General features: G+C 62.3%; 23 protein-coding genes. 11 read left to right on the forward strand and 12 right to left on the reverse strand.

The window, feature by feature from the left end; translation table 11 throughout:
• Positions 1-17: 17 nt before the first annotated feature.
• On the reverse strand, positions 18-533 hold the full coding sequence (gene def, locus HJC00_RS02865; RefSeq protein ID WP_088390317.1) for a peptide deformylase: 516 nt from the start codon (positions 531-533) through the stop codon (positions 18-20).
• A gap of 98 nt (positions 534-631) precedes the next feature.
• Positions 632-2,128 (reverse strand): globin-coupled sensor protein, encoded by a 1,497-nt coding sequence (locus HJC00_RS02870; RefSeq protein ID WP_221145824.1) that lies wholly within the window; start codon positions 2,126-2,128, stop codon positions 632-634.
• A gap of 196 nt (positions 2,129-2,324) precedes the next feature.
• On the opposite strand from HJC00_RS02870, the gene HJC00_RS02875 reads away from it, so the two are divergent.
• The 3 genes from HJC00_RS02875 (at position 2,325) to HJC00_RS02885 (ending at position 7,122) form a co-directional block, all read left to right on the forward strand.
• Positions 2,325-3,548: a DNA recombination protein RmuC gene (locus tag HJC00_RS02875; protein ID WP_221145816.1), complete on the forward strand. Its 1,224-nt coding sequence runs from the start codon at positions 2,325-2,327 to the stop codon at positions 3,546-3,548.
• Between the two features lie 79 nt (positions 3,549-3,627).
• A complete protein-coding gene (locus tag HJC00_RS02880) occupies positions 3,628-4,527 on the forward strand; it encodes a ribokinase (RefSeq protein WP_210629423.1) in 900 nt (299 codons plus the stop codon).
• 240 nt (positions 4,528-4,767) lie between these two features.
• Complete coding sequence (locus HJC00_RS02885) at positions 4,768-7,122, forward strand: methyl-accepting chemotaxis protein (protein WP_221145809.1); 2,355 nt, start codon at positions 4,768-4,770, stop codon at positions 7,120-7,122.
• 72 nt (positions 7,123-7,194) lie between these two features.
• Here HJC00_RS02885 and ptsN read toward each other — a convergent pair whose 3' ends face one another.
• The 7 genes from ptsN to lptC form a co-directional block, all read right to left on the reverse strand.
• A complete protein-coding gene (ptsN, locus tag HJC00_RS02890) occupies positions 7,195-7,659 on the reverse strand; it encodes a PTS IIA-like nitrogen regulatory protein PtsN (protein ID WP_011423788.1) in 465 nt (154 codons plus the stop codon).
• Between the two features lie 73 nt (positions 7,660-7,732).
• Positions 7,733-8,308 (reverse strand): ribosome hibernation-promoting factor, HPF/YfiA family, encoded by a 576-nt coding sequence (hpf, locus tag HJC00_RS02895; protein WP_210631703.1) that lies wholly within the window; start codon positions 8,306-8,308, stop codon positions 7,733-7,735.
• A 291-nt stretch (positions 8,309-8,599) separates the two neighbouring features.
• Positions 8,600-9,505, reverse strand: coding sequence for a DMT family transporter (locus HJC00_RS02900; protein ID WP_210631704.1), 906 nt, complete (start codon positions 9,503-9,505; stop codon positions 8,600-8,602).
• Between the two features lie 87 nt (positions 9,506-9,592).
• Positions 9,593-11,152, reverse strand: coding sequence for an RNA polymerase factor sigma-54 (gene rpoN / locus HJC00_RS02905; RefSeq protein WP_210629425.1), 1,560 nt, complete (start codon positions 11,150-11,152; stop codon positions 9,593-9,595).
• Positions 11,153-11,293: 141 nt separating this feature from the next.
• On the reverse strand, positions 11,294-12,070 hold the full coding sequence (gene lptB / locus HJC00_RS02910; protein ID WP_210629426.1) for an LPS export ABC transporter ATP-binding protein: 777 nt from the start codon (positions 12,068-12,070) through the stop codon (positions 11,294-11,296).
• A 37-nt stretch (positions 12,071-12,107) separates the two neighbouring features.
• Complete coding sequence (locus tag HJC00_RS02915; protein WP_210629427.1) at positions 12,108-12,740, reverse strand: LptA/OstA family protein; 633 nt, start codon at positions 12,738-12,740, stop codon at positions 12,108-12,110.
• A gap of 15 nt (positions 12,741-12,755) precedes the next feature.
• On the reverse strand, positions 12,756-13,421 hold the full coding sequence (gene lptC / locus HJC00_RS02920) for an LPS export ABC transporter periplasmic protein LptC (protein ID WP_210629428.1): 666 nt from the start codon (positions 13,419-13,421) through the stop codon (positions 12,756-12,758).
• Between the two features lie 224 nt (positions 13,422-13,645).
• Between lptC and sppA the strand changes: the two genes are divergently transcribed.
• The 3 genes from sppA (at position 13,646) to HJC00_RS02935 (ending at position 15,387) form a co-directional block, all read left to right on the forward strand.
• Positions 13,646-14,596 carry a signal peptide peptidase SppA gene (gene sppA / locus HJC00_RS02925; RefSeq protein WP_210629429.1) on the forward strand — a complete coding sequence of 317 codons (951 nt, stop codon included), beginning with the start codon at positions 13,646-13,648 and terminating at the stop codon, positions 14,594-14,596.
• A gap of 29 nt (positions 14,597-14,625) precedes the next feature.
• Positions 14,626-14,925, forward strand: a complete 300-nt coding sequence (locus HJC00_RS02930; RefSeq protein ID WP_003544934.1) for an integration host factor subunit beta — start codon at positions 14,626-14,628, stop codon at positions 14,923-14,925.
• 129 nt (positions 14,926-15,054) lie between these two features.
• Positions 15,055-15,387, forward strand: coding sequence for a LapA family protein (locus tag HJC00_RS02935; protein WP_221163602.1), 333 nt, complete (start codon positions 15,055-15,057; stop codon positions 15,385-15,387).
• 20 nt (positions 15,388-15,407) lie between these two features.
• On the opposite strand, the gene HJC00_RS02940 is transcribed toward HJC00_RS02935, so the two are convergent.
• Together HJC00_RS02940 and HJC00_RS02945 are read right to left on the reverse strand one after the other, a co-directional pair.
• Complete coding sequence (locus HJC00_RS02940) at positions 15,408-15,842, reverse strand: GNAT family N-acetyltransferase (protein ID WP_221102695.1); 435 nt, start codon at positions 15,840-15,842, stop codon at positions 15,408-15,410.
• Positions 15,843-15,900: 58 nt separating this feature from the next.
• Complete coding sequence (locus HJC00_RS02945) at positions 15,901-16,356, reverse strand: carbon monoxide dehydrogenase subunit G (RefSeq protein WP_221163603.1); 456 nt, start codon at positions 16,354-16,356, stop codon at positions 15,901-15,903.
• Between the two features lie 223 nt (positions 16,357-16,579).
• On the opposite strand from HJC00_RS02945, the gene HJC00_RS02950 reads away from it, so the two are divergent.
• The 5 genes from HJC00_RS02950 (at position 16,580) to HJC00_RS02970 (ending at position 22,355) form a co-directional block, all read left to right on the forward strand.
• Complete coding sequence (locus HJC00_RS02950) at positions 16,580-17,674, forward strand: class I SAM-dependent methyltransferase (protein WP_210629433.1); 1,095 nt, start codon at positions 16,580-16,582, stop codon at positions 17,672-17,674.
• Positions 17,671-18,531: an RNA methyltransferase gene (locus tag HJC00_RS02955; RefSeq protein ID WP_210629434.1), complete on the forward strand. Its 861-nt coding sequence runs from the start codon at positions 17,671-17,673 to the stop codon at positions 18,529-18,531. The genes HJC00_RS02950 and HJC00_RS02955 overlap by 4 nt, the downstream gene beginning before the upstream one ends.
• Positions 18,528-19,031 carry a signal peptidase II gene (gene lspA / locus HJC00_RS02960; protein ID WP_064800454.1) on the forward strand — a complete coding sequence of 168 codons (504 nt, stop codon included), beginning with the start codon at positions 18,528-18,530 and terminating at the stop codon, positions 19,029-19,031. The genes HJC00_RS02955 and lspA overlap by 4 nt, the downstream gene beginning before the upstream one ends.
• 55 nt (positions 19,032-19,086) lie before the next feature.
• Positions 19,087-21,369, forward strand: a complete 2,283-nt coding sequence (locus HJC00_RS02965; protein WP_221163604.1) for a hybrid sensor histidine kinase/response regulator — start codon at positions 19,087-19,089, stop codon at positions 21,367-21,369.
• A gap of 110 nt (positions 21,370-21,479) precedes the next feature.
• Positions 21,480-22,355 carry a GNAT family N-acetyltransferase gene (locus HJC00_RS02970; RefSeq protein ID WP_210629436.1) on the forward strand — a complete coding sequence of 292 codons (876 nt, stop codon included), beginning with the start codon at positions 21,480-21,482 and terminating at the stop codon, positions 22,353-22,355.
• A gap of 202 nt (positions 22,356-22,557) precedes the next feature.
• Here HJC00_RS02970 and HJC00_RS02975 read toward each other — a convergent pair whose 3' ends face one another.
• Positions 22,558-24,840: an NADP-dependent malic enzyme gene (locus tag HJC00_RS02975; protein ID WP_210629437.1), complete on the reverse strand. Its 2,283-nt coding sequence runs from the start codon at positions 24,838-24,840 to the stop codon at positions 22,558-22,560.
• Positions 24,841-24,906 lie beyond the last annotated feature (66 nt).

Consider the following 24,906-nt stretch of genomic DNA (forward strand, 5'->3'; position numbering starts at 1 on the left):
CAATTCTCATTGCGTTATCAGAGCGCCTTGGATTTCGCAGCCTTGGTGAACTTCTTGATCACCATCTCCCGCTTCAGCCGCGAGATATGGTCGATGAAAAGCACGCCGTTCAAGTGGTCGATCTCGTGCTGCAGGCAGGTGGCGAGCAGCCCGTCGGCTTCCACTGTCTGTTCCTTGCCGTTGCGGTCGAGATACTTGACCGAGACGGCAGCCGGCCGCTCGACCTCGGCATAATAATCAGGAATCGACAGGCAGCCTTCCTCATAGACTGAGCGCTCGTCGGACGATTTGACGATCTCCGGATTGATGAAGACCTGCGGCTGCTTTTCCTCGCCCTCGCGGGAGACGTCGATGACCAGCATGCGGCGCGGCACGCCGATCTGGATTGCGGCAAGGCCGATGCCCGGCGCGTCGTACATGGTTTCCAGCATGTCGTCGGCAAGGCGCTGCAGGTCGGCATCCACACGCTCGATCGGCTTGGAGAGCTGACGAAGAACGGGGTCGGGAAGAATGATGAGTGGCTTGATGGTCATGGGCGTTCCCATAACCCATCTTTTCCCGCTATGGAATTATCCGGCGCGCGGGGAAGGCGCTTTTTTGCATCCCCGCCCGGAATTTCGCCATATTCGCCTCACGCCACCCGGCGAGCCGCGACGACGGCAGGGCCTTCCGAGCGGGCACGGAAGCGGCGCAGCAATTCGATCAATTGGTCCACCTCGTCCTTGAGGCGACCGGTTTCCGCCGACGTGCGCTCAACCATGCCGGAATTCTGCTGGGTGATCTCGCCCATGCTGCGGATTGCCACGCTGACCTCGTTGACGCCGGTCGCCTGATCGCGAGCGGCGGCGGCGATATCGGCGACGAAGCGGTTGATGATGTCGATGCGGCCGATCATGTCGTTCAGCGCTTCGCCAGTGCTGGAGACGATGCCGACACCCTCATTGACCTGGGTCGAGCTCTGCGAGATCAGGTTCTTGATCTCCTTGGCAGCCTCGGCCGTGCGCTGGGCAAGTTGGCGCACTTCCTGGGCGACAACGGCAAAACCCTTGCCGGCATCGCCGGCGCGCGCTGCCTCGACGCCGGCGTTCAGCGCCAGAAGATTGGTCTGGAAGGCGATTTCGTCGATGACGCCGATGATCTTGGAAATCTCCGTCGAGGATTTCTCGATGCCGGCCATCGCCGAAACGGCGCTGGTGACGAGCTCACCCGAATTCTTCGCCTTCTGCTGCGTCTCGCGTACGGCGTCCGAAGCCTTCTCGGCATTGGCGGCCGTCTGGCCGACGCTGACGGAAAGCTGCTGCAGGGCGGCCGAGCTCTCCTCGACGCCCGCCGCCTGCTGGGCAGTGCGCAACGCCAGGTCGTTGGTCGCATTGGAAATGACGTCGGCGCCGTTCATGATATGGCCGGACGTGTCCCGCACCGATGCAAAGGACTGGCGAAGCGCCTTGACGGCACGATTGTAATCCTCGGCCATTTGCCGGAAATCACCTGGCAGGTCGGACGGCAGGGTAGCCTCGAGATCGCCGTTCGACAGCGCCTCCAGGCCGCGGCGCAGCTGCTCGAGCGCAAGCGCCTGGTCGGATTGGGCTTGGGCGCGCTGCTCTTCAAGAGCCTGGCGTTTGGCTTCAAGCGTCTCGAGATAGACCGAGATGGAATAATCCATGTCGAGCATGCCCGCCTTGATGACCGCCGACAGCTTCTCGGCGAGCAGTTTGCCCTGCTGGCGCGCGAAGACCGACGGCCACTGCTTCTCCATGATGCCCTTGACGAGTTCGGACATGACAAGGGCGTAGCCGCCGACATACCAGCGCGGCTCCAGCCCGATGCGGGCATGCGTTCGGCCGACCGCGGTCACGCCGTCCACATAGCTCTCGTCGAAGGCGCCGCCGGCAAGCTTGCTCCAATGATCCTGCTGGTGCTTCTTGGCGTGGGCGACATGGTTCTTATCGGCGAAAAAAGCCGATACGGCGGGGGTCCTGGCGATCTTGGCATAAAACTTATCGAGGGCAGCGCCGATCAGCTCTGATATGACGGGGCTGATATCCCGCATCGACCGGCGCGCCGCCTCGTCCAGTTCGATGAAATCGAGACGCTGTCTGAGGGCACTGTCGGTCTGCTGGGATGTCATGGAAATCTCTGTACTTGGCGCAACGGCGCGGGAGGGAATTCATTGGCACAGATTTTGGCCAATATGGTTGAGCAATGATTAAACTGGCAGCGATTTTCCGCGTCGGCGAGGAAAGCGACAGAGAGGATATTGGGAATTGCCGATTTTGTTCATGTTTTGATCTATATATTGCCCCATCTTCTGTTATGGTTGCGGCATGACCGTTCATCCCGAATCGCTCGCCCTCTCCGTCGCCTCGCTCAGTCCGGCCATGCTGGCGCTTGCCGGCGGCGTTCTCATCGCCTTTGTGCTTCTGGTGATCATCCTTCTCTTGCGCGGCATCAGCCTCCGCCGCGAGCAGGCGGAGGAGGCGAGCCTGCGGGCTGGCGAAAGCGAGGCGCGCATGGCCGAGCTTTTGAAGATCCAGGCGGAGATGCAGGGCCGCATCACGGCCATGGCCGAGGTTTTCGGCGCGCGTCAGAGCGAGCTCAATCAGGCAATCAGCCAACGTCTCGACGGCATGTCGCAGCGCGTCAGCTCGACGATCACCGAGCAGACGAAATCGACGCATGAGAATCTGCAGCGGCTGCAGGAGCGGCTGGCGGTCATCGATGCGGCGCAGAACAATATCCAGACGCTCGCCAAGGACGTCGTCGGACTGCAGGCGATTCTCTCGAACAAGCAGACGCGCGGCGCCTTTGGCCAGTCGCGGATGGAGACGATCGTCGCCGACGGCCTGCCGATGGGCGCCTATGCCTTCCAGCAGACGCTCTCCAACGGCTCGCGGCCGGACTGCACGATCCGCATGCCGAACGGCGCGCCGCCGCTTGTCATCGATGCGAAGTTCCCGCTCGAAGCCTGGAACGCCATCCGTGACGCCGGCAGCCCCGAGGCCGCCAAGATCGCCGGCCAGCAGTTCCGCCGCGATATGGAGATCCATATCCGGGATATTTCGGAGAAATATCTGATTCAGGGGGAAACCCAGGAGACGGCCTTTCTCTTCGTGCCGTCGGAATCGATCTTCGCGGAGATCCACGAGAACTTCGAGCCGCTGGTGCAGAAGGCACACCGAGCGCGCATCGTCATTGTCTCGCCATCACTTCTGATGCTGTCGATCCAGGTCATCCAGGCGGTGCTGAAAGACCAGCGCATGCAGGCGCAGGCGCATCTGATCCAGGGCGAGGTGGCACTGCTGATGGACGATCTCGGCCGCCTCGACGAGCGGGTGCGCAAGCTGCAGGGCCACTTCGCCATGGCGCAGAAAGATATCGACATGGTGGTCACGTCAGCCGACAAGCTCACCAGGCGCGGCGCCAAGATCGAGGCGCTGGAATTCGAGGCAGGCGGTGACGCCAAGCCCGCCCGCGATGGCGAGGCTCCGGCCAAATCGGTGGAAAGCCGTACCGGCCTTCTCAAGCTTCGGGTGGTTGACGAGGAGTGACCGCTTCGGGCAGTGTCTCGCCCCATGGAATAGCAGGGGCATGATGTCATTCGCATGCTCTAAAAGACGGGACAGCCTGATGATCACAGTTTTCGGATCCATCAACATGGATCTCATCGCCACGACCGAGCGACTGCCGAAGCCCGGCGAGACGGTGGCCGGCAACGGTTTTGCCACGGCTGCCGGCGGCAAGGGCGCCAACCAGGCGCTGGCAGCCCGCCGCGCCGGCCGCTATGTGCACATGGTCGGCGCCGTCGGCAAGGATGCTTTTGCCGCCGATGCACTTGCCCTGCTCGATGCGGCGGGGACCGATCTCTCCCTCGTGAAGCATGTCGACGGCCCCACGGGCACGGCGCTGATCCTGGTCGGCGCCGACGGCGAGAACATGATCGCCGTGGTTCCGGGCGCCAACGGCCTGGTCACGCCAGCTGATGCGGAAATCGCGGTCGGCCGCATGAACGAAGGCGACATGCTGATGTTGCAGCTCGAGGTGCCTGTCGCGGCCGTCGAACGCGCGCTCTCGGCCGCGCGCGCCAAGGGCATCACCAGCATCCTCAACCTCGCCCCCTTGATCCCCGATGCACCGCGCCTCGGTCGCCTGGCCGATATCGTCATTGCCAATGAGACCGAGTTCGAGCGGCTTGCCGGACAGGACGGCATGGACGCACAAGCGCGCGAGGCAGCGCTTGTCCGCCTGCATCAGGAAACCGGCCAGACCCTGATCGTGACGCTCGGCGGCGATGGCGTCATCGCCATCCGGGATGGGGTCATTTCACGGGCGCAAGGGCTGGCGATCGATCCTGTCGATACGGTCGGGGCAGGCGACACCTTCTGCGGCTATCTCGCCGCCAGTCTCGACGAGGGCCTCGACTTTCGGACGGCGCTGCACCGGGCGGCAGTCGCCGGTTCACTCGCATGTCTCAAATCAGGAGCGCAACCGTCGATTCCTGTGAGTGAGGAAGTCGCAGACAGAATATAGGCTAGCCTGCCTGCGAAACTCGCCAGATCTCCTTCAATTTTAAGGGAGATTTCTGCGGCTTTCATCATACAAACCGCTAAAGTTTCACTCAAATTTAAGAGGTCTCCGGCGATCTTCCCAGTGATCGCCGGGTCTTCGCGCTTGCGGATCCGCGGCTGATGCGGCTGCTCCATGACGGAGCCATGCCTTCGCTCCTGCGCCGGAGAATGCACGTTCGGCGTATCCTTGCCCGAGGACCCCATGTTCATTTTTCGCATGAAATCGCTTGCGGCGAAGCTCATCGTCATCACCGGCGTCGCTATCGCGCTTGTTCTCATCGTTTCGAATCTCTTCCTCATCGGCCAGACCCGGGACCGCGTCCAGACGCTGACGATGGACCAAGCCAATCTCGAGGCGAAAGCGATCGCCAACGAAATCGCCGCCAATGTCGGCGAACTCGCCAGTGCCGCACGCAGCATGACAGGCGTGATCGGTCGAGCCCACGAAGGCAAGTCGCTCGACCGCAGGGGCATGATCAACGTGCTGAAAGCTAATCTCGAACAGAACGCCTTTGCCTTCGGCAGCTGGTTCTGCGAGCAGCTCGGCGCGCTCGACGGCAAGACCACCGAGATCGCCAACAATAATGACGAAGGCACGAACAAGAACGGCGCCTTCACGCCCTATTGGTCGAAGACCAAGGACGGTGGAATCCAGTACTCCACCTTCGACAATGATTATACCGCCGAATGGTGGAAGCTTGCTGCCGACAGTGGCAAGGGCGCGATCACGACCCCCTACCTCGCCCAGGGAACAGATGTGCCGACGCTGCTGACGTCCATTGCCTATCCCGTCATATCGGGCGGCAAGATGATCGGTGTCGGCGGTGTCGACATCTCGCTGAAGTCGCTGACCGACAAGCTGCAGGCGCTGCATCCCTTCGGCTCGGGCCGGGTGACGCTGCTGTCCCAGGCCGGCAACTGGATCGTCGCACCGATCCCCGACCTGATGACGAAGCAATATGACGGCGAAGGCGCCGACGTCGTCAAGGCGGCGCTGTCGAACAAGCAGCCCGGCCTCGTCCGCAACCTCACCTATGACGGCTTCGATCCCTTCGACCGCGTCGTCTATCCGTTCGAGGTCCCCGGCGTCAATGCCACCTGGCTCGTGCTTGTCGACGTCCCGCACGCCGCGATCAACGCGCCGGTACAAGACCAGACTTACATGATGATCGCCACCGGCCTGATCGTGCTCGGCGCGGTGATGCTCGCGCTCTATTTCGCCGTCCGCTCACTCGTGCAGCGGCCGCTCGGCAGCCTTGTCGCCAGCGTCAAAACCCTCAGCGACGGCGAATATGCCGTGCCGGTCACGGGGCAGGATCGTACCGACGAAGTCGGTTCGGTCGCCAAGGCGCTCGAAGGCTTCCGCTTCAAGCTCGCCGACTCCAGGCGACTCGAAGACGAAGCCGCCAGAGAGCGGGGGGCCGCGGAGGCCGAGCGCGGCCGTTCTGAATCGGAACGCCAGGAATCGCTATCGCTGCAGCGCCAGATCGTCTCGATCGTCGGCGCCGGTCTTTCGGAGCTGTCGCGGGGCAATCTCGGTCACCGCATCACCGACGAATTTCCCGGCGAATACGGCAAGCTGAAACAGGATTTCAATGCCGCGCTAGCAAGCCTCGAAGAGACCATCGTTACAATGAACCTCAGTGTCGTCAATATCGGCGCCGGCACCGGGGAGATCAGCAACAGCGCTTCCGACCTCGCCAAACGCACCGAGCAACAGGCGGCAAGCCTGGAAGAGACGGCGGCAGCGCTGAATGAGCTCACCGCCCAGGTCGATTCGAGTGCCGAGAATGCACGCACGGCTGCCGACAACGTCAACCTCGCCTGCCAGGATGCCGAAAAATCCGGCGAAGTGGTGCAGAAAGCCATCGCCTCCATGCAAGGGATCGAGCAGTCTTCGACGGAGGTTTCGCGGATCATCGGCGTCATCGACGAAATCGCCTTCCAGACCAACCTGCTGGCACTGAACGCCGGCGTCGAAGCGGCGCGCGCCGGCGAAGCCGGCAAGGGTTTTGCTGTCGTCGCCCAGGAAGTGCGTGAACTCGCGCAGCGTTCGGCCAATGCCGCCAAGGAGATCAAGACGCTGATCAACACCTCGGCCGTCCAGGTCAAGGAAGGCGTCGATCTCGTCGGGCGCGCCGGCGGTGCGCTGCACAAAATCGCCGAGCAAGTGATGGGGATCAACAGCCTGATCCGGGAGATTTCGGCGTCGGCCAGCGAACAGGCGGTCGGGCTGAAGGAAATCAACCAGGCCATGAACCAGATGGATCAGGTAACGCAGCAGAATGCGGCGATGGTGGAGGAAGCGACTGCCGCCAGCGTGGCGCTCAACGACGAAGCGCAGACACTGAAGGCGCTCGCTACGCGCTTCAGCGTCTCCGGCTCCGCCAATGCGACTGCACTCGCCTCCGTGGCAAGGCAGATGCGTGCGCCGGCTGCAGCCCCCTCGCATTTCGCGGCCGCTCCCGCCGTTCGCCACGCCCCGGCGACCCGCCGCACCACACCTCAATCGCATGGCTCGGCTGCCCTGGCTGGGGATAACTGGGAAGAGTTCTGACCGTTCAGCCCTCCATAAACAAAAAGGCGCCTGTGAAATCAGGCGCCTTTTTCGTTTGGGTATCCATGCAGCTCAGGCAGCGTTCGACGTCTGCTCCTCGTTGAGGAAGGCATAGATCGCCGAGGCGGAATCGGTGGCGCGCAGCTTTGCAACCAGGTCTTGATCGCGCAGGACGCGGGCGATGCGCGACAGGGCTTTGAGATGATCGGCGCCGGCGCCCTCCGGCGCAAGCAGCAGGAAGACGAGGTCGACGGGCTGGTCGTCCAGCGCTTCGAAATCAACAGGCTGCTCCAGCCGGGCGAAGATGCCGACGATGGAATGAATGTTCACCAGCTTGCCGTGGGGAATGGCGATACCGTTGCCGACGCCGGTCGAACCCAGGCGTTCGCGCTGCAGGATGACGTCGAAGATCTCCCGTTCGGAGAGCCCGGTGATCCTCGCGGCTCTTGCCGCCAATTCCTGAAGCAACTGTTTCTTGGAATTTACTCTGAGGGCGGGAATGATCGCATCCTGATGGAGCAAATCTGCCAATGCCATTTCTTTTTCCTTCTGTCGCCGGGATCAGTTGATGCGAGGAGCGGCGGCGATACCGCCGCTCACCGCCCTGATCTCAGGCTTTGATATTGGCCGAATCGATCCAGCCAATATTTCCGTCGTGCCGACGATAAACGATGTTCAGATGTTCCTTGCCGGGACTGCGGAACAGGAGAAGCGGCTCATCGGTCATGTCGAGCGCCATCACGGCGGTGGCGACGGACATGGTCTTCAACTGCTTCGTGCTTTCAGCGACGATCGCCGGGGCGAAATCGTCGGGGATTTCATCCTCGTGATCAGGAACGGAGTCCATGACCGTGTAGGAGACTTCTGCAAAGCCATTCAGGTGGTTTCCGGCATGGTGGTCCTTCAGCTTGCGCTTGTAGCGACGCAGGCGTTTCTCGATGCGCTCGGAAGCGGCGTCGAAAGCAAGCTGCGGATCCGTGGCTTCGCCGGCGGCATGAAGCACCACCCCGCTGTCGAGATGAAGCTTGCAGTCTGCCGAGAAACGAGAACTCGCCTTTTCGACGGTCACCTGACCGGAATACCCCCCATCGAAGTATTTCGTGATGGCCGTAGCAATTTGGTCCTCGATCTTTTGACGGAAGGATTCACCAATTTCCATATGTTTCCCGGATACACGCACACTCATGGAGTTTCCCTTCTTATGGTCGTTTGCGGGTATCAGTTTACGCCAAGCCTCGGGTTCATCCAAGCACTTCGCGCAATCTCAAGCAAGATCGGCGTAGGCCTGTGGGCCCTCGGTTCCCTTGGGATGATGGGGATAACTTCAAAACGCCGTTCACGGCGCCGATTGCGGCGGGCTTCTAGCCACAGGTTACCGGAAAGTCAATAGGACGTCGAATCAGGCCCGGGCGCGCTCGCAGAAGGTGTGGCAAATCTCTTGCGGAAGGAGCCTTCCAGCGACTTTCCTTTCATGATCTCACGCGCTTCGCGCCTGCGTTGTGCGCGGCATCGTCATGGCGATGACACCGAGAATGACGCAGGTGAGCCCGATCAAGGCCGTCGGGCTTAGACTTTCGCCGAGGAAGATGGTGCCGATCGCGACACCGATCGGCACGCGGAGATAGGCTTGCGATGTGGTTCCGACCGAACCCAGCGTCTGAACGAGACGGAAATAGATCGTAAAGGCAAGCGCCGTCGAGAAGGCGGAAAGGGCAAGCAGCGCCAGCACCGATGCGGCCGAGGGATCGAGCCCCCACGGCCGGTCGACGAGCAGGCTCACAGGCATCAGAATGACCGCGCCCGAGATCAGCGAGCCGGCCGCCGGCACGGCAGGATCAAGGCCTCTGAAGTTCTTGCTGAAAATCGCGGCCCCGGCATAACAGATGGTCGCCAGGATGATCGCGATTTGCGCCATCAGGCTTTCGCCAAGACCGCCGAGCGCTTCGACGCCGATGACAAGGCAGATGCCGGCAAGCCCGGAGACGACGCCGAAGAGCTTTCGCGCCGTCGCCTGCTCATGGCGGGTTATCGACACGGTCAGCAGGAAGGTGAAGATCGGCGTCGCCGAATTCAAGATCACCGCCAGTCCGGCATCGACGGACTGCTCCGCCCAGGCGATCAGCGTGAAAGGAATGACGCTGTTCAGGCAGGCCTGGACGACGAACAGGCGCCATGTCGCGCCATCGCGCGGCAGGCGGACATGCCGATGGCAAAGCACGGCCAGCAGAATGGCGCCGGCAATCAGTGTGCGCACGGCGATCAAGGTCACCGGCGGGATCGTTTCGACCCCGATCTTGATGAAGGTGTAGGAAGAACCCCAGAGGGTCGCCAGCACCAAAAGCAGGACAAGTTCTCTGGCAAGCTTCGGCTTTTGCGGCGTCATAGACACGTCGATATTCGTTCAAGACACGGGAGAAATAGGCCAATTGCGAAGTGGATGCTTCGATCAAGATCGAAGCGTTCTGCTGCGTCAGAAGCCCGCGACCTTGGCGAGCGCCCGTTTCTCGCGGCGGCGCTGGACCGAGGAAGCGATGTTCATCGCTTCCCGGTATTTCGCGACCGTGCGGCGGGCGAGATCGACGCCGCCCTTCTTCAGCATGTCGACGATGTCATCATCGGAGAGCACCGCGTCCGGACTCTCCTGCATGATCAGCGCGCGGATCTTGTGACGCACTGCCTCGGCCGAATGGCTGTCGCCGCCCTCGACGGCGCCGATCGACACGGTGAAGAAATATTTGAGCTCGAAGAGGCCGCGCGGCGTCAGCATATATTTGTTCGAGGTGACGCGGCTGACGGTGGATTCATGCATCTTGATCGCCTCGGCCACCGTCTTCAGGTTCAGCGGCCGCAAGTGGTCGACACCGTGCAGCAGGAAGGCGTCCTGCTGGCGGACGATCTCGCTTGCCACCTTCATGATGGTCTTTGCCCGCTGGTCGAGGCTGCGGGTCAGCCAGTTGGCGCTCTGCAGGCACTCGGAAAGGAAGGCATGATCCTCACCGTTCCGGGTCACGCGGGAAAAATAGGACTGATTAACAAGCACGCGCGGCAGCGTATCCGGATTGAGCTCGACCAGCCAGCCACCCTCCGCGGAGGGCCTGACAACGACATCCGGCATGATCGCTTCGGAAACACCCGTCTCGAATCCGCTGCCGGGCTTCGGATTGAGCTGGCGGATCTCGCCGAGCATGTCGAGAAGATCTTCCTCGTCAACGCCACAGAGCCGCTTCAGCGTGACGAAGTCACGCCGCGCCAGGAGTTCGAGGTTTTCGACCAGCGCCTGCATGGCAGGGTCGTAACGGTCCTTCTGCCGGAGCTGGATCGCCAGGCATTCGGCGAGGCTGCGGGCGAAAACACCCGGCGGATCGAGTGTCTGGAGTGCGGCGAGCACGTGTTCGACCTGCGTGAGACCCGTGCCGAGCCGCTCGCCGGTCTCGACGAGATCGAGCTGGATGTAACCGGCATCGTCAAGCTGATCGATAAAATTCTGGGCGATCAGCCGATCGCTCATATCGGGCAGGACGAAGGGGATCTGCTGGGCGAGATGATCGCGCAGCGACACCTGACCGGCGACAAAATCATCGAGATCGTAATCGGCGCCGTCGGCGCTGCCCGGCATGGACTTCCACTGACCGACGAGTTCCGGTGCATCGAGGCGCTGCGGACCACCGTCATCGGGAAAAACATTGGTGTAATTGGCGTCGAGCTCGTCGTTCAGCCGGCTGCTGCTTTCGCTGCCGCCATTATCGTACCAGTCGCTCGACAGCGCCTCGGCGCGATTGTCGGCGCTGTCGTCCGAGCCGGCATCCTCCGGCGTATGACCGAATTGCTCGTCCTCGCCTGCCGCCCGTTCGTCGCCCGCCTCGCCGTCATTCGACGGAAATTCGAGCAGCGGGTTCTTCTCCACTTCCTGAGCGATGAACTGGTTGAGCTCAAAATGGGTCATCTGCAGCAACTGGATGGATTGCATCAGTTGCGGCGTCATGACCAGGGACTGGCTCTGGCGCAGAAATAGATTGGCGGACAGTGCCATGACGGACGCGAAACTCCCTCGACTCCAGGAAACCGCGCCCGATCCACGCTTCAGGCCACGGAAATCCGAGTTGGCCCAAAAATTGCTTTTTTATCTCATTTGGTCAAGCGGAACTACGCGGGAAGGTGAATCAGCGCGGGGTCAGAGGCTGAACTTGTCGCCGAGATAGAGTCGGCGCACTTCCGGATTGTTGACGATGTCGTTCGCCCGGCCGTGGGTCAGCACCTCGCCGGCATGGATGATATAGGCGCGGTCGATGAGGCCAAGCGTCTCACGCACATTGTGGTCGGTAATGAGAACGCCGATGCCGCGCGCCGTCAGATGGTGGACGAGGTTCTGGATATCGGCGACCGAAATCGGGTCGACACCGGCGAAGGGCTCGTCGAGCAGCATGAAGGTCGGGTCGGTTGCAAGCGCTCGCGCGATTTCGAGACGGCGGCGTTCGCCGCCGGAAAGGGCGACGGCGGCACTCTTGCGCAGCTTCTGGATATGAAATTCCTCCAGCAGCTCGTTCAGCTTCTGCTCGCGCTCGGCCTTGTCCTTCACATGCACTTCGAGGACGGCGCGGATATTTTCTTCAACCGTCAGTCCGCGAAAGATCGAGGCTTCCTGCGGCAGGTAACCGACGCCGAGCCGCGAGCGGCGGTACATCGGCATGGTCGTGACATCGTTTCCATCGATCTCGATCGTGCCTTCATCCACCGGTACTAGGCCGGTGATCATGTAGAAGCAGGTCGTCTTGCCGGCGCCGTTCGGGCCGAGCAGGCCGACGGCTTCGCCGCGACGCACGACCAGGGAGACGCCGTTGACGACACGGCGCGTCGCATAGGTCTTGGTCAGACCACGGGCGATCAGCGTCCCCTGATAGCGGCTCTTGTCGGCGGCACCCGCAGCTTGCGGCTCAGGCCTGCCGAACATGGTGGATAGCGATGATAATTTCACGTGGGAGGCCGGTTCAGTTCTGCTTCTGCGCGTTCGGCTGCGATTTCGGATCGAGCTGAATCTGGACACGACCGCCGCAGCTTTCAAGCTCCGCCTGGCCGGTTTGCATGTGAACGGTCAGCTTGCAACCGGTGAAGACGTTCGGACCGTCCGACAGGATGACCTTGTTTCCCTGATCCGCGGTCAGGATGAATGTCTGCGAGGCCATGTCGAAATTGCCATCGTCGGCAGTCGCCGTCTGCGTGCCCGAGACCAGGTAGACCTTGTCCGTCACCAAGATTTTGTCGATATCCGCACTTCCCGACGCCAGGGAGGCCGACTGCTCGGGTTTCGCCTCGGGCTGGGCCGGCGCGCCGGCGCCCGACTTTGCCGCCTTGTCCTTGTAATAGACAGTCATCTTGCCGGATTGCATCGTCGTCGTGCCCTGGACGACCTTGACGTTGCCGGTGAAGAGCGCCGTGTGCTCCTGGTCGCGAATCTCCAGCTTGTCGCTTTCGATCTGGATCGGCTGGTCGTTGGAAAGCTTCATGCCCGACATGGTCGTCGACTGCGCCCCCGCGCCCGAGACCGTCAGAATAAGGGCAAATGCGCCGGCAACGAATGCGATGCCCGTCTTGCAAGCTGAAATGCGACAATCTTTTGTCATGGGTGACCCGGCTGGTTAAGTGCCCTGTTTATGAATGGTGGATGGATCGACATTCATGCGAACATTCCCCTCGAATGTGATCACGCGCCCCTTATCGGTTATCTCCAGCGTCTTCGCAACAATGGAAGCATTGTCCTTGGTGATGGTGACGGGATCGTCGCTGCGCATGTTGCCGCCCTTGATGTCGAGCCGGGCGGACTGGAATTGTGCGTTGAGGCCGCTGCTCAGCACCAGGGTGAAGGGAGCCGTCATATGCAGATTGTCGGTGGCGCGGTTATAATCGGCAGTCGAAGCGATGACGCGGGCAACCAGCCCGTCATTCATCGGAACAGCGGCCTTGATGGTCTCGAGGGTGATGAGATCGGGATTGCGGATATCCTGCAGCGCCCTTTCGGCAAGCATGGAATAATTGACGCCGTCGGAGTTGCGTCCGGCAATTGCCGGCTTTTCCATCACGACCTTGCCGTTCTCGATCTTGGCGCCTTCAAACTTGACGTTTTCAGGCAGGTACAGGCTCACCAAGGCCACCGTCGTGAGGGCGCCGGCGACGACAAGGGCAGCCAACGGCAGCAAAATCTTCAGCCGCCGCACGCGGGCGGAATGGAACAACGCATCGCCATAGGGGCTCCTGCCGGAGCCCGCATAAGCGGCATGTCCGTTGTTCTTCAGGGTATCGAGCATAGGTCTCGTTCCATGTGCGGTGATTGCCTCGCCTGCGTAACAAAGCCGGCCGGCAATCACAGTTCGTTTCGCATTATTACATTGGCTTGCCAATACGGAATTTTTTCTGCAACAAGCAACAAAACGGAAAAACATACAAAAGTGGCATTCATACGCGCCGCTTCCACCAATTTCACCGGGCCTATCGGCGCCATGCCGACCCTGGGCCAGCGCTGGAGGTTTCTATGGACAGTTCGATCATCGCGGATCGCCGGCGGCTGCGCCGCAAGCTCGGCTTCTGGCGCATCGTCGCGGTCGCCCTCGTCGTGGCGCTCGGTTTCGCTTTCTACCGTTTCGCCGTCGGCGAGGCCGGCACGGCAAGTCCGCATATCGCCCATGTGACGATATCGGGGCTGATCGTCGATGACGACGAGCTGCTGGAGCGGCTAAAGAAGGTCGAGACCAGCGATCAGGTGAAGGCCGCGGTGATTTCGATCTCCTCGCCCGGCGGCACGACCTATGGCGGGGAAAAAATCTTCAAGGCGATCCGGGCCATATCAGCCAAGAAGCCCGTCGTCTCCGACGTGCGCACGCTGGCCGCCTCCGCCGGCTATATGGTCGCCACCGCCGGCGACACGATCATTGCCGGCGACAGCTCGATCACCGGCTCGATCGGCGTTATCTTCCAGTACCCGCAGATCCAGCCGCTACTCGACAAGATCGGCGTATCGCTGCAGGAGATCAAGTCCTCGCCGCTGAAGGCCGAGCCCTCGCCCTTCCACGAGGCGAGCGAGGAGGCCAAGGCAATGATCCGCAACATGGTGGTCGACAGCTACAACTGGTTCGTCGACCTGGTCGCCGACCGGCGCAAGCTGCCGCGCGAGGAGGTGCTGAAACTCGCCGACGGCACAATCTATACCGGCCGGCAGGCGCTGAAGGCAAAGCTCGTCGATACGATCGGCGGCGAGGCGGAAATCCGCGCCTATCTCAAGTCGCGCGGCATCGACACCGATCTGCCGATGGTCGATTGGGACAAGAAGAGCAACACGCCTTTTCTGCTCGCTGGAGCTGTTTCGCGGCTCATTACTATCCTGGGTTATGATGATCTGGTCAAAGGCCAGGATATCAACGGAATCCTGCCCCCAAAGTTGCTTCTTGACGGGCTGCTTTCAGTTTGGCAGGTTGGCCGCGATTGATAAGAAATCAATAATTTAAGGGGGCGACTGTGATCAAGTCCGAATTGGTGCAGATTGTTGCGGCACGCAACCCGCATCTCTATCATCGCGACGTCGAAAATATCGTCAACGCGGTTCTCGACGAGATCACCGATGCACTGGCTGCGGGCAACCGCGTCGAATTGCGCGGCTTCGGCGCGTTTTCGGTCAAGAACCGCCCGTCCCGATCCGGCCGCAACCCGCGCACCGGCGATACCGTCTTCGTCGAAGAGAAGTGGGTTCCCTTCTTCAAAACAGGCAAGGAACTGCGCGAGCGGCTCAATCCCGGCCAGGCCGACGAAGAGGATTGAGCGGCGCGTGCCGCCTGCGGCGAAACCGCACTTGAACTTGAACACCGTTTTCCTATTCTGCTAGCGCATCGGCCTGAAAGTCGGAATCGATTTTCGGGCCGATGCATATCAGGCGCATGGAGAGCTGAAATGACCAAGAAGATCGTCAACCTGTTGATTTTGCTGCCGCTCGGCGTCATCCTCATCGTCTTCTGCGTCGCCAACCGGCAGAGCGTCACGCTCGCCTTCAATCCCTTCAGGCCCGAAGACCAGGTGCTTTCAGTTTCCGCGCCCTTCTTCGTCTTCCTGTTCATCGCGCTGATAGCAGGCATGCTGATCGGTTCGGCCGCCACCTGGTTCAGCCAGGGCAAACACCGCAAGCGTGCCCGCACCGAGGCCAAGGAAGCCATTCGCTGGCAGGGCGAGGCCGATCGTCACAGGAGCCGCGCAGAAGATATCGCCGGCCAGCTGCCGTCGCGGTAAGATCGGCTTTACCTCCCGCGTCAAATCGGAGAAAAACTCAGCTCCTCATAATCGCCTTCCGGCGACGCGCCATTGCCGGTCACCGCAAAACCGTGGGAAAGATAGAAGGCCTTCGCCCGCCGGTTGTTCACCAGGCATTTCAGCCGGTACTTATGTCGCGGCCATTCCGGCAGCGCCCTGAGCAGCGCCGTGCCGGCGCCGAGCCCCTGGAATTCCGGCCTTACATAAAGCATATGAATGAAATCATCCTCCGGCCAGAGCGACAGGAAACCGGCAAGGCTACCATCGGTATGTTCGCAGACGAGGATGGTTTCACCGTTGGTATGAGCCGAAAAATCCTCGCGGTGAAACTTGCCGGGATCGACCCAGACGAATGTCTGGCGACGCACGGCAAGATAGATGTCCGCGAGCATTTCCTGGTCTTCCGCCCGCGGCGGCCTGATGGTCCATGTCATCCTGCCGGAATAGCTCAGGCGCAGGTCCGCGCCAAGCCGCAGCGAAAGCCTTTGGCGCTCAATCCGCAGCCATTTTTGCAACGACCGCAGCATTGAAATCCGAGAAGAAGCCTTCAGCGAGCTTCTGCGAAGTCGAGTCGAGCAGACGGGCGCCGAGCTGGGCAAGCTTGCCGCCGAGCTCGGCCTTGGCCCGGTAGTGCAGGATCGTCTCCTCGCCCTTCGCCTTGAGTACGACATCGGCGCTGCCCCTGGCGAAGCCGGCAAGGCCGCCCTTGCCTTCGGCCGATAGCGTATAGCTTTCCGGCGCATCGATATTGGAAAGCGTCAGCACCCCATGAAAGCTGGCGGAGAACAGGCTGAACTTGACCTTGATCGTCGCCTCGAAAGCGCTTGGCGACAGTCGCTCAATGCCCTGGCAGCCGGGAATGCAGCCACGCATGATCTCCGGATCATTGAGCGCTTCCCAGACCATGTCCCGCGGCGCGGCGATGCGTTCTTCGCCGGTGAAATCCATTCGATAGCCCCATCTGCGATTCGCCCATCTTATCCCAGCGGTAAAGCGCTTTGCTACGGCGGAGGGGAATGTTATCTGGCTGGCTTGCGATCCCGCGCGTGGAATGACGCCCGCACCCATGCGCAGTTGATCCGGTACGGTTTTCTGGGCTACTGCATAATACAAGGTGCTGCCGAGGACGCAGCGCTATCACGCCACCCCGACAGAGACGCGGAAGAGCACGTTGAAACAAAGAGAACGCCGGCCGGGCCAGAAGAAGACATCGGGTCCCGCCGGTGAAAGCCGCAGAGACGATCGGGCCGGCCGAGCACCGAAGTCCGCGGCACGGCCTGCGGCCACACGCGACACGGTTCGCGAGACTGCGCCGGCCGCGGTTTCGCGCCCGCTCATGGCGCGCAGCGGCGATCGGCCGGCGGAGCGCGTGCCTGTCATTCTCGAATCGCTCGGCGCCGGCGATTTCCACCTGATCGACAGCGGCGACGGCCAAAAGCTGGAGCAATATGGCCCCTACCGCATCATCCGCCCGGAAGCCCAGGCGCTGTGGCGGCCTTCGCTAGCACCGCAGATCTGGGAGAAGGTCGATGCCGTGTTCACCGGCGACACTGACGAGGAAGGCACCGGCCGCTGGCGTTTCCCCGAGGAGGCGCTCGGCGAGGCCTGGCCGCTCAACCTGCTTGGCGTCGATTTCCTCGGCCGCTTCACCTCCTTCCGTCACGTCGGCGTCTTTCCCGAGCAGATCGTCCACTGGAGCTGGATGAAGGAGGCGGTCGAAAAGGCCGGCCGGCCGCTGAAGGTGCTGAACCTCTTCGGTTATACCGGCGTCGCCTCGCTGGTCGCCGCCGCCGCCGGCGCCGAGGTCACCCATGTCGACGCGTCGAAGAAGGCGATCGGCTGGGCGCGCGAGAACCAGGCGCTCGGCCGCATGGAGAAGCTGCCGATCCGCTGGATCTGCGAGGATGCGATGAAATTCATCCTGCGCGAGGAACGCCGCGGCAGCCAGTACGACATCATCCTCACCGATCCGCCGAAATTCGGCCGCGGCCCCAATGGCGAAGTCTGGCATCTCTTCGAGCATCTGCCCCTGATGCTCGATATCTGCCGCGAGATCCTGTCGCCGAAGGCGGTCGGCCTGGTGCTGACGGCTTATTCGATCCGCGCCAGCTTCTATTCGATCCACGAGCTGATGCGTGAAACGATGCGCGGCGCCGGCGGCGCGGTCGAATCCGGCGAGCTGGTGATTCGCGAGGCAGGCCTCGACGGCAAAACGCCGGGCCGCGCGCTTTCCACCTCCCTCTTTTCCCGCTGGGTGCCGCAATGAGCAAGGACTTCCACGATCAGGGGCCGCGCAGGGTCGGGCAGGTGAAGGAAGTCACCTCGCTCGCCAATCCGATCATCAAGGACATCAAGGCGCTGACCAACAAGAAGTCGCGGGAGGAAAGCGGGACTTTCCTCGCCGAAGGGCTGAAGCTCGTCATCGATGCGATAGAGCTCGGCTGGACGATCCGCACGCTGGTCTATGCCAAGGCGGCCAAAGGCAAGCCGCTGGTCGAGCAGATGGCGGCAAGGACCGTCGCCTCCGGCGGGCTGGTGCTCGAAGTCAGCGAAAAAGTCATTGCCGCGATCACCCGGCGCGACAACCCGCAAATGGTCGTCGGCATCTTCGAGCAGCGCTGGGCGCCGCTCAAGGGCATCCGGCCGCAGGAGGGTGAGACGTGGGTGGCGCTCGACCGGGTGCGCGATCCGGGCAACCTCGGCACCATCATCCGGACGGCCGATGCGGCCGGTGCGTCCGGCATCATTCTGATCGGCGAGACCACCGATCCCTTCTCGCTGGAGACCGTGCGGGCAACCATGGGCTCGGTCTTCGCCGTTCCGGTCGCACGGGCGACGCCGGAAGAATTTCTCACCTGGCGGAAGTCGGCCGGCGTTTCCATCATCGCCACCCATCTGGCCGGCGCCGTCGACTATCGCACGATCGACTATCGGAAGAAGCCCGTCGTGCTGTTGATGGGCAACGAACAATCCGGGCTGCCAGACCAGCTCGCTGGGGAAGCCGATGCGCTCGCCCGCATCCCGCAGCAGGGCCGCGCCGACTCCCTCAACCTCGCCGTCGCCACCGCCATCATGCTTTTCGAGGCGCGCCGCCATCTCCTCTCACTTGCCGAGGGCAAATGACCGAACCGACGCATGCACGCCCCGCCCTGTTTTCGCGCCCGGCGCCGATCCTCTTCTTCATCCTCTTCGCCGTTTTGATCGACCAGGTCGTGAAGGTCGCCGTCGATCATTACCTGCCGCTGCAGGAAGCCGTGCCCGTCATTCCGATGCTGGCGCTCTATCGCACCTATAATCTCGGCGTCGCCTTTTCGATGCTGGAGGGCATGGACGGCTGGTTCATCGTCGGCATGCGGCTCGTCATCGTCGCCTTCGTCATCTGGCTGTGGTACCGCACGGCAAAAGACCGCTGGCTCGCCCATCTCGGCTATGCGCTGATCATTGCCGGGGCGATCGGCAACCTTGTCGACCGTTTCGCCTACGGGCATGTGATCGACTATATCCTCTTCTACACCGAAAGCTGGTCGTTTGCGGTGTTCAATCTCGCCGACAGTTTCATCACCATCGGCGCCGGCTGCGTCATTCTCGAGGAACTGCTGCTGCCGAAAAAGGCCGGCCGCTAAAATTGTATCGAATTCCTGAAGGCATTCGGAACAAGCCTCATGTTATCCAGATACCATGCAGAGTTTGGGACAGTTGCAGGAAAGATTGTCCGCCGCCTTCGGCGGAACCGCCGTCAAGCCGCCTCAGGAGCGGACGGAGGAACCCTCTCCGCGTCCCGGCGTATCGACAGCGCACCCGGGTGCCGCTTCCCTATCAGGGCCTGCAGCGACGCGGCGCATGCTGTTCTACTGGCTGAGCGGCGTCGGCTTTCTGGCCGCCATGATCCTGACGCTGCTTGCTCATGCCGGCGAGCCGCTGCTCCTTTCGGGCGGTCTTGTTGCTCTCGGCCTTGCCGTCATCGCCTGTTATGCCGTGCTGATGGTTCGCCGGCAGAGAAGCCGGCAGCCGGCCGGTCGATCCACTCCGAACGGCGATGATGGCGCGAAGCTCTTCGCCGAGGTGCATGACGTGCTCGGCGACATCACCCTCACCCGCGCCATGGACCGGCGCATCATCTCGGCCAACGACACGTTTCGCCGTCTGACCGGCCGGCTGCGTCCGGAAGGGCGGACCTGCGAAGGGATCGGGCTTGCCTTCCGCCCCGGCCCGATCCCGCACTGCTACGACGTCGAGATATCGACGCCGGAAGGCCAGCGCATTTTCCTCTGGCGCGACGTTGTCACCCGCGATCCGGGCAGCGGGCGCCTACTGCTGCAGAGCGTCGCCCGTGATGTCACGGAGGAGCGGCTCATCGCGCAGAGCCGCGAGTCGGCCCGCCAGAAAGCCGAGTATAACAGCGCCGCGAAATCGCGGCTGCTTGCAACCGTCAGCCACGAAGTGCGCACGCCGCTTTCCGGCATTCTCGGCATGACGCATCTGCTCGCGGAAACGCGGCTGACGCAGGAACAGCAGAATTATCTGGCCAACATCCGCCAGTCAGGCCACGCCTTGACGCAGCTCGTCGAGGATCTGCTCGATTTTTCCACCATCGAGGTCGGCCGATTCGAGCTTCACCCGCGCTCGGAATCGCTGCGGAAGCTTCTGGAAAGCGTCGTCGAAATGCTCGCTCACCGGGCGCATGAAAAGGGGATCGAGATCGGCGCTACCGTGTCATCAGACGTTCCGGAGAAAATGAACTTCGATGCGGCGCGGCTGCGCCAGGTTCTGTTCAACGTCATCGGCAATGCCGTCAAATTCACCCAGGCTGGGGGCGTTTTCATCCGCGTATCGCTCGATGCCAGCAACCTCCTGATCACCGTCACCGACACCGGTCCGGGCATGACGGCGGAGGAGCAGGCGCGCGTCTTCGGCGAGTTCGAACAGGGTGGAAACGTTGCCGACAAGAGCGGCGGCACTGGGCTCGGCCTTGCCATCTCAGCCCGCATCATGCGCGAATTCGACGGCGCCCTGACGGTCACCAGCGAAAAGGGCAAAGGCAGCACGTTCACCATCCGCTTCCCCATCGAACTCGACAGCGAGCGATCCGAGCGGCGAAACACGCTGCTTGCCGGCAACAGCGTCGTGCTGCTGGCGCCGGCGGGGGCCGCCCGCTCCGCCATTGCCGAAACGATCACCGCGCTCGGCGGGATCTGCCATCTGGTCGACACCGGCGAGGCTGCGCGCGCGAGGCTGCTCGGAATGGCGAGCGGCGGCCGCCGGCCGACCGATATCATCGTCGATCATCGTATGTCGGCGGAATTTTCAGCGCATCTCGCCGATCGCGCCGAGATCGCTGCCCTCGGCCTGCGCAAAGTCCTGCTCGTCAATCCGGAAGAGCGCAGCGCCCATCCGCTCGACCTGTTCGACGCCTGGCTCATCCGGCCGCTGCGCGAACAGTCGCTGATCGATGTGCTGCGCGGGCGCATGCGCGGCATGGAGAAGCGCGACGCGCTGAACGACAACCAGCCGGGTTTCGGCCTGCCGATGGCCGAGACCGTGGTTGCCGCACACGGGCTGCGCATCCTGCTCGGAGAGGACGATCCGATCAATGCTATGCTGGTGCGCGTCATGCTCGAAAAGGGCGGACACAAGGTGCACCATGTCGAGGATTTCGAGACGCTTCTCGATTGCGCCCTCGGCGAGGCGAACGCTCGGCCCGACATCATCATCAGCGATCTATCGATGCCCGGCGGCAACGGCATCGACATGCTGGGACGCCTGCGCGGCCACGAAAGGCGACTCGATCTCGACCCGGTGCCGGTGATCGTGCTCACCGCCGACAAGAGCGACGAGTCGCGCCGCCAGGTCTTGCTCAATGGCGCCAACCGCGTCATGGTAAAGCCGGTCGACCCGGTGCGGCTGCTGACGGAAGTTCAGGCGGTCGCCGCTCTTTCCGCCCGCCGGGCAGAGGCGCGATAGGTCACTGGATTGACTGCGCGCGCTGCTTGCGCCGGGAAATTCAATATGTCACTTTCCTGTCGTACAGAAGTGTTTTATGGCGTCGATAAGCCGGCAACGGGAGAATCGCCATGTCCTCCATCGACATCCTGAATCACGACGTTACCGCGGAGGCTGCACGGCCGTCGGCGGCTGCGCAGAAAGACGGCGACATCCTCGGCCGGATCGGCAATCTCGAAACCCGCCTTGCCCGCACGGCACGTGAGATCGATGCGGCCCAGGCCGTGCGCTACCGCGTCTTCGTCGACGAGATGAAGGCGCAGCTGCCGCCGGAAGCCATGCGTCGCGAACGCGATTTCGATGCCTATGACGCTTTCTGCGACCATCTTCTCGTTCTCGACCGCTCGCTCGAGGGTGATCCGGAAGACCAGATCGTCGGCACCTATCGGCTGCTGCGCCAGGACGTCGCCATCGCCAATGGCGGTTTTTATTCGGCTTCCGAATTCGAAATCGAGAGCCTCCTCGTCAAGCATCCGGACAAGCGTTTCATGGAACTCGGACGCTCCTGTGTGCTGCCGGAATACCGCACCAAACGCACGGTCGAGCTTCTCTGGCAGGGCAACTGGGCTTATGCGCTGAAGCACGGCATGAGCGCGATGTTCGGCTGCGCCTCGTTTCCCGGCGTCTATCTCGAAAGCCACGCGCTGGCGCTGTCCTTCCTCTACCACAATGTGCTGGCGAAGGACGAGTGGGCCATCGGCGCACTGCCGCATCTCGCCCGCACCATGGACCTGATGCCGGCCGAGGCCGTCAACCCGAAACGGGCGCTGATGGCCCTGCCGCCGCTGATCAAGGGCTATCTGCGTCTCGGCGCGATGGTCGGCTCCAGCGCGGTCATCGACCATGCCTTCAACACGACCGACGTGCTGATCGTGCTGCCGATCTCCAGCATTTCCGACCGTTACCTGAACTACTACGGCGCCGACGCCGGCCGCTTCGCAAGCTGATCGCTTCGTGGCACTGCCGTCTGGTAGGCTCAATGGCTGCCTCCACTGTAACCCTCTCCCCGTAATGACGGGGAGAGTGGACGTACCCTATGATAGACCTGCGAGGAACTGAGAGGTCGCGGCACGGTGCCGGCAGGCGGATGAGGGGCTGATTCGCCGAACTCCCCGGTCACTGAATAGCTCGCTGTGCGAGCAGATGGCCTTATGATCCGCCATAGGCGGCAATCGCCGCCATGTTGACGATGTCGCTGTCCTTGGCGCCCATCGAGGTGATCTGCACCGGCTTGTCGAGGCCGACGAGGATCGGGCCGATCACGGTGGAGCCACCGAGTTCCTGCAGCATCTTCGTCGAGATCGAGGCCGAGTGGAAGGCCGGCATGACGAGGACATTGGCGGGGCCGGAGAGCCGGCAGAACGGATATTGCTCCATCACCTTGCGGTTCAGCGCCACATCGGCCGCCATCTCGCCGTCATATTCGAAATCGACGCGCCGCCGGTCAAGGATCTTCACCGCTTCGCGCACCCGCTCGGACCGTTCGCCGGAGGGATGGCCGAAGGTGGAATAGGCAAGCAAGGCGACGCGCGGCTGATAACCCATGCGCCGTGCGAGACCGGCGGCCTCTTCGGCGATATCGGCAAGCTCTTCGGACGTCGGCATATCATGCACGGCCGTATCGGCGACGAAGACGGTGCGGCCGCGGCAGAGCGCCAGCGACACGCCGATGACACGGTGGCCGGGCTTCTCGTCGATGCAGCGGCGTATATCCTCGAGCGCGGTGGAATAGTTGCGGGTGATGCCCGTCACCATGCCGTCGGCGTCGCCGAGCGCCACCATGGTGGCGGCGAAGTGGTTGCGGTCATTGTGGATCAGGCGCTGAGCATCGCGATGGAGATAACCGCGCCGCTGCAGCCGGGCATAGAGATAATCGATATAGGCCTCGACGCGGGTCGAGATACGGGCGTTGACGATCTCAAGGCCCGGCCGGTTGAGATCGATGCCGGCGCGCTCCGCCGTCGCCCGGATCAGGTCCTCGCGGCCGAGCAGGATGGCGGTGCCGAGCTGCTGGTTGGCGTAGGACATGGCGGCGCGCAGGACCTGTTCTTCTTCGGCCTCGGCAAAGACGATCCGCTTCGGGCGGCGGCGGACACGTTCGTAGAGGCTGGCAAGCGTCGAGGCGATCGGATCGCGGCGCGCCGAGAGCTCGCGGGCGTAGCCGGCCATGTCGGTGATCACCTTGCGGGCGACGCCGCTTTCGATCGCGGCCTCAGCGACCGCCACCGGGATTGCCGAGATCAGGCGCGGATCGAAGGGAACGGGAATGATGTATTGCGGCCCGAAACGTGGGCGGTTGCCCTGGTAGGCGGCGACGACATCATCGGGCACGTCCTCACGGGCAAGGTTTGCCAGCGCCTTGACGGCGGCGATCTTCATCGCGTCGTTGATGGTGGAGGCGCGCACATCGAGGGCGCCGCGGAAGATATAGGGAAAACCGAGGACGTTGTTGACCTGGTTCGGATAATCGGAACGCCCCGTCGCCATGATGGCGTCGTCGCGGATGCGGGCGACCTCCTCCGGGGTGATCTCGGGATCGGGATTGGCCATGGCGAAGATGATCGGCCGATCGGCCATCGAGCGGATCATCTCGGCCGAGAAGGCGCCTTTCTGCGACAGACCGAAAATGACGTCGGCGCCGTTCATCGCCTCTTTCAGCGTGCGCGCGTCAGTCGTTGCCGCATGCGCCGATTTCCACTGGTTCATGCCCTCGGTGCGGCCCTGATAGATGACGCCCTTGGTATCGCAAAGGATGACGTTTTCGGGTGCAAAACCCATCGCCTTGATGAGCTCGACGCAGGCGATCGCCGCAGCGCCGGCGCCGTTGCAGACGAGCTTAGTCGTCTTCAGGTCGCGGCCGGTCAGTTCGAGCGCGTTGATCAGGCCGGCGGCGGCGATGATCGCGGTGCCATGCTGGTCGTCGTGGAAGACGGGAATGTCCATCAGCTCGCGCAGCCGGCTCTCGATGACGAAGCAATCCGGCGCCTTGATATCCTCGAGATTGATGCCGCCGAAGGAGGGGCCGAGGAAGCGCACGCAGTTGATGAACTCGTCGACATTTTCCGTATCGATCTCGAGGTCGATGGAATCGACATCGGCGAAGCGTTTGAACAGCACCGACTTGCCTTCCATGACCGGCTTGGAGGCAAGCGCGCCGAGGTTGCCGAGGCCGAGGATCGCCGTCCCGTTCGATATGACGGCGACCATATTGCCGCGTGCGGTATAGTCATAGGCGGTCTGCGGATCGGCGGCGATCGCCTTGACCGGGACGGCGACGCCCGGGGAATAGGCGAGCGAGAGATCGCGTTGCGTTGCCATCGGCTTGGTCGGGTTGATCTCCAGCTTGCCGGGGCGGCCCATGGCGTGAAAATCAAGCGCCTCCTGATCGGTCACCGAGGTCACCGGTCGGTCCTTCTTGTCGATATCGGGCATAAATCCTCCAACGTCCTGTGGGCGACGCTTCGCTCTTCCTCAAATGCAGTTGTCATCTATAGCGGC

Origin of the sequence: Rhizobium sp. NLR22b, assembly GCF_019685295.1 — a bacterium.
Lineage (GTDB): Bacteria > Pseudomonadota > Alphaproteobacteria > Rhizobiales > Rhizobiaceae > Rhizobium.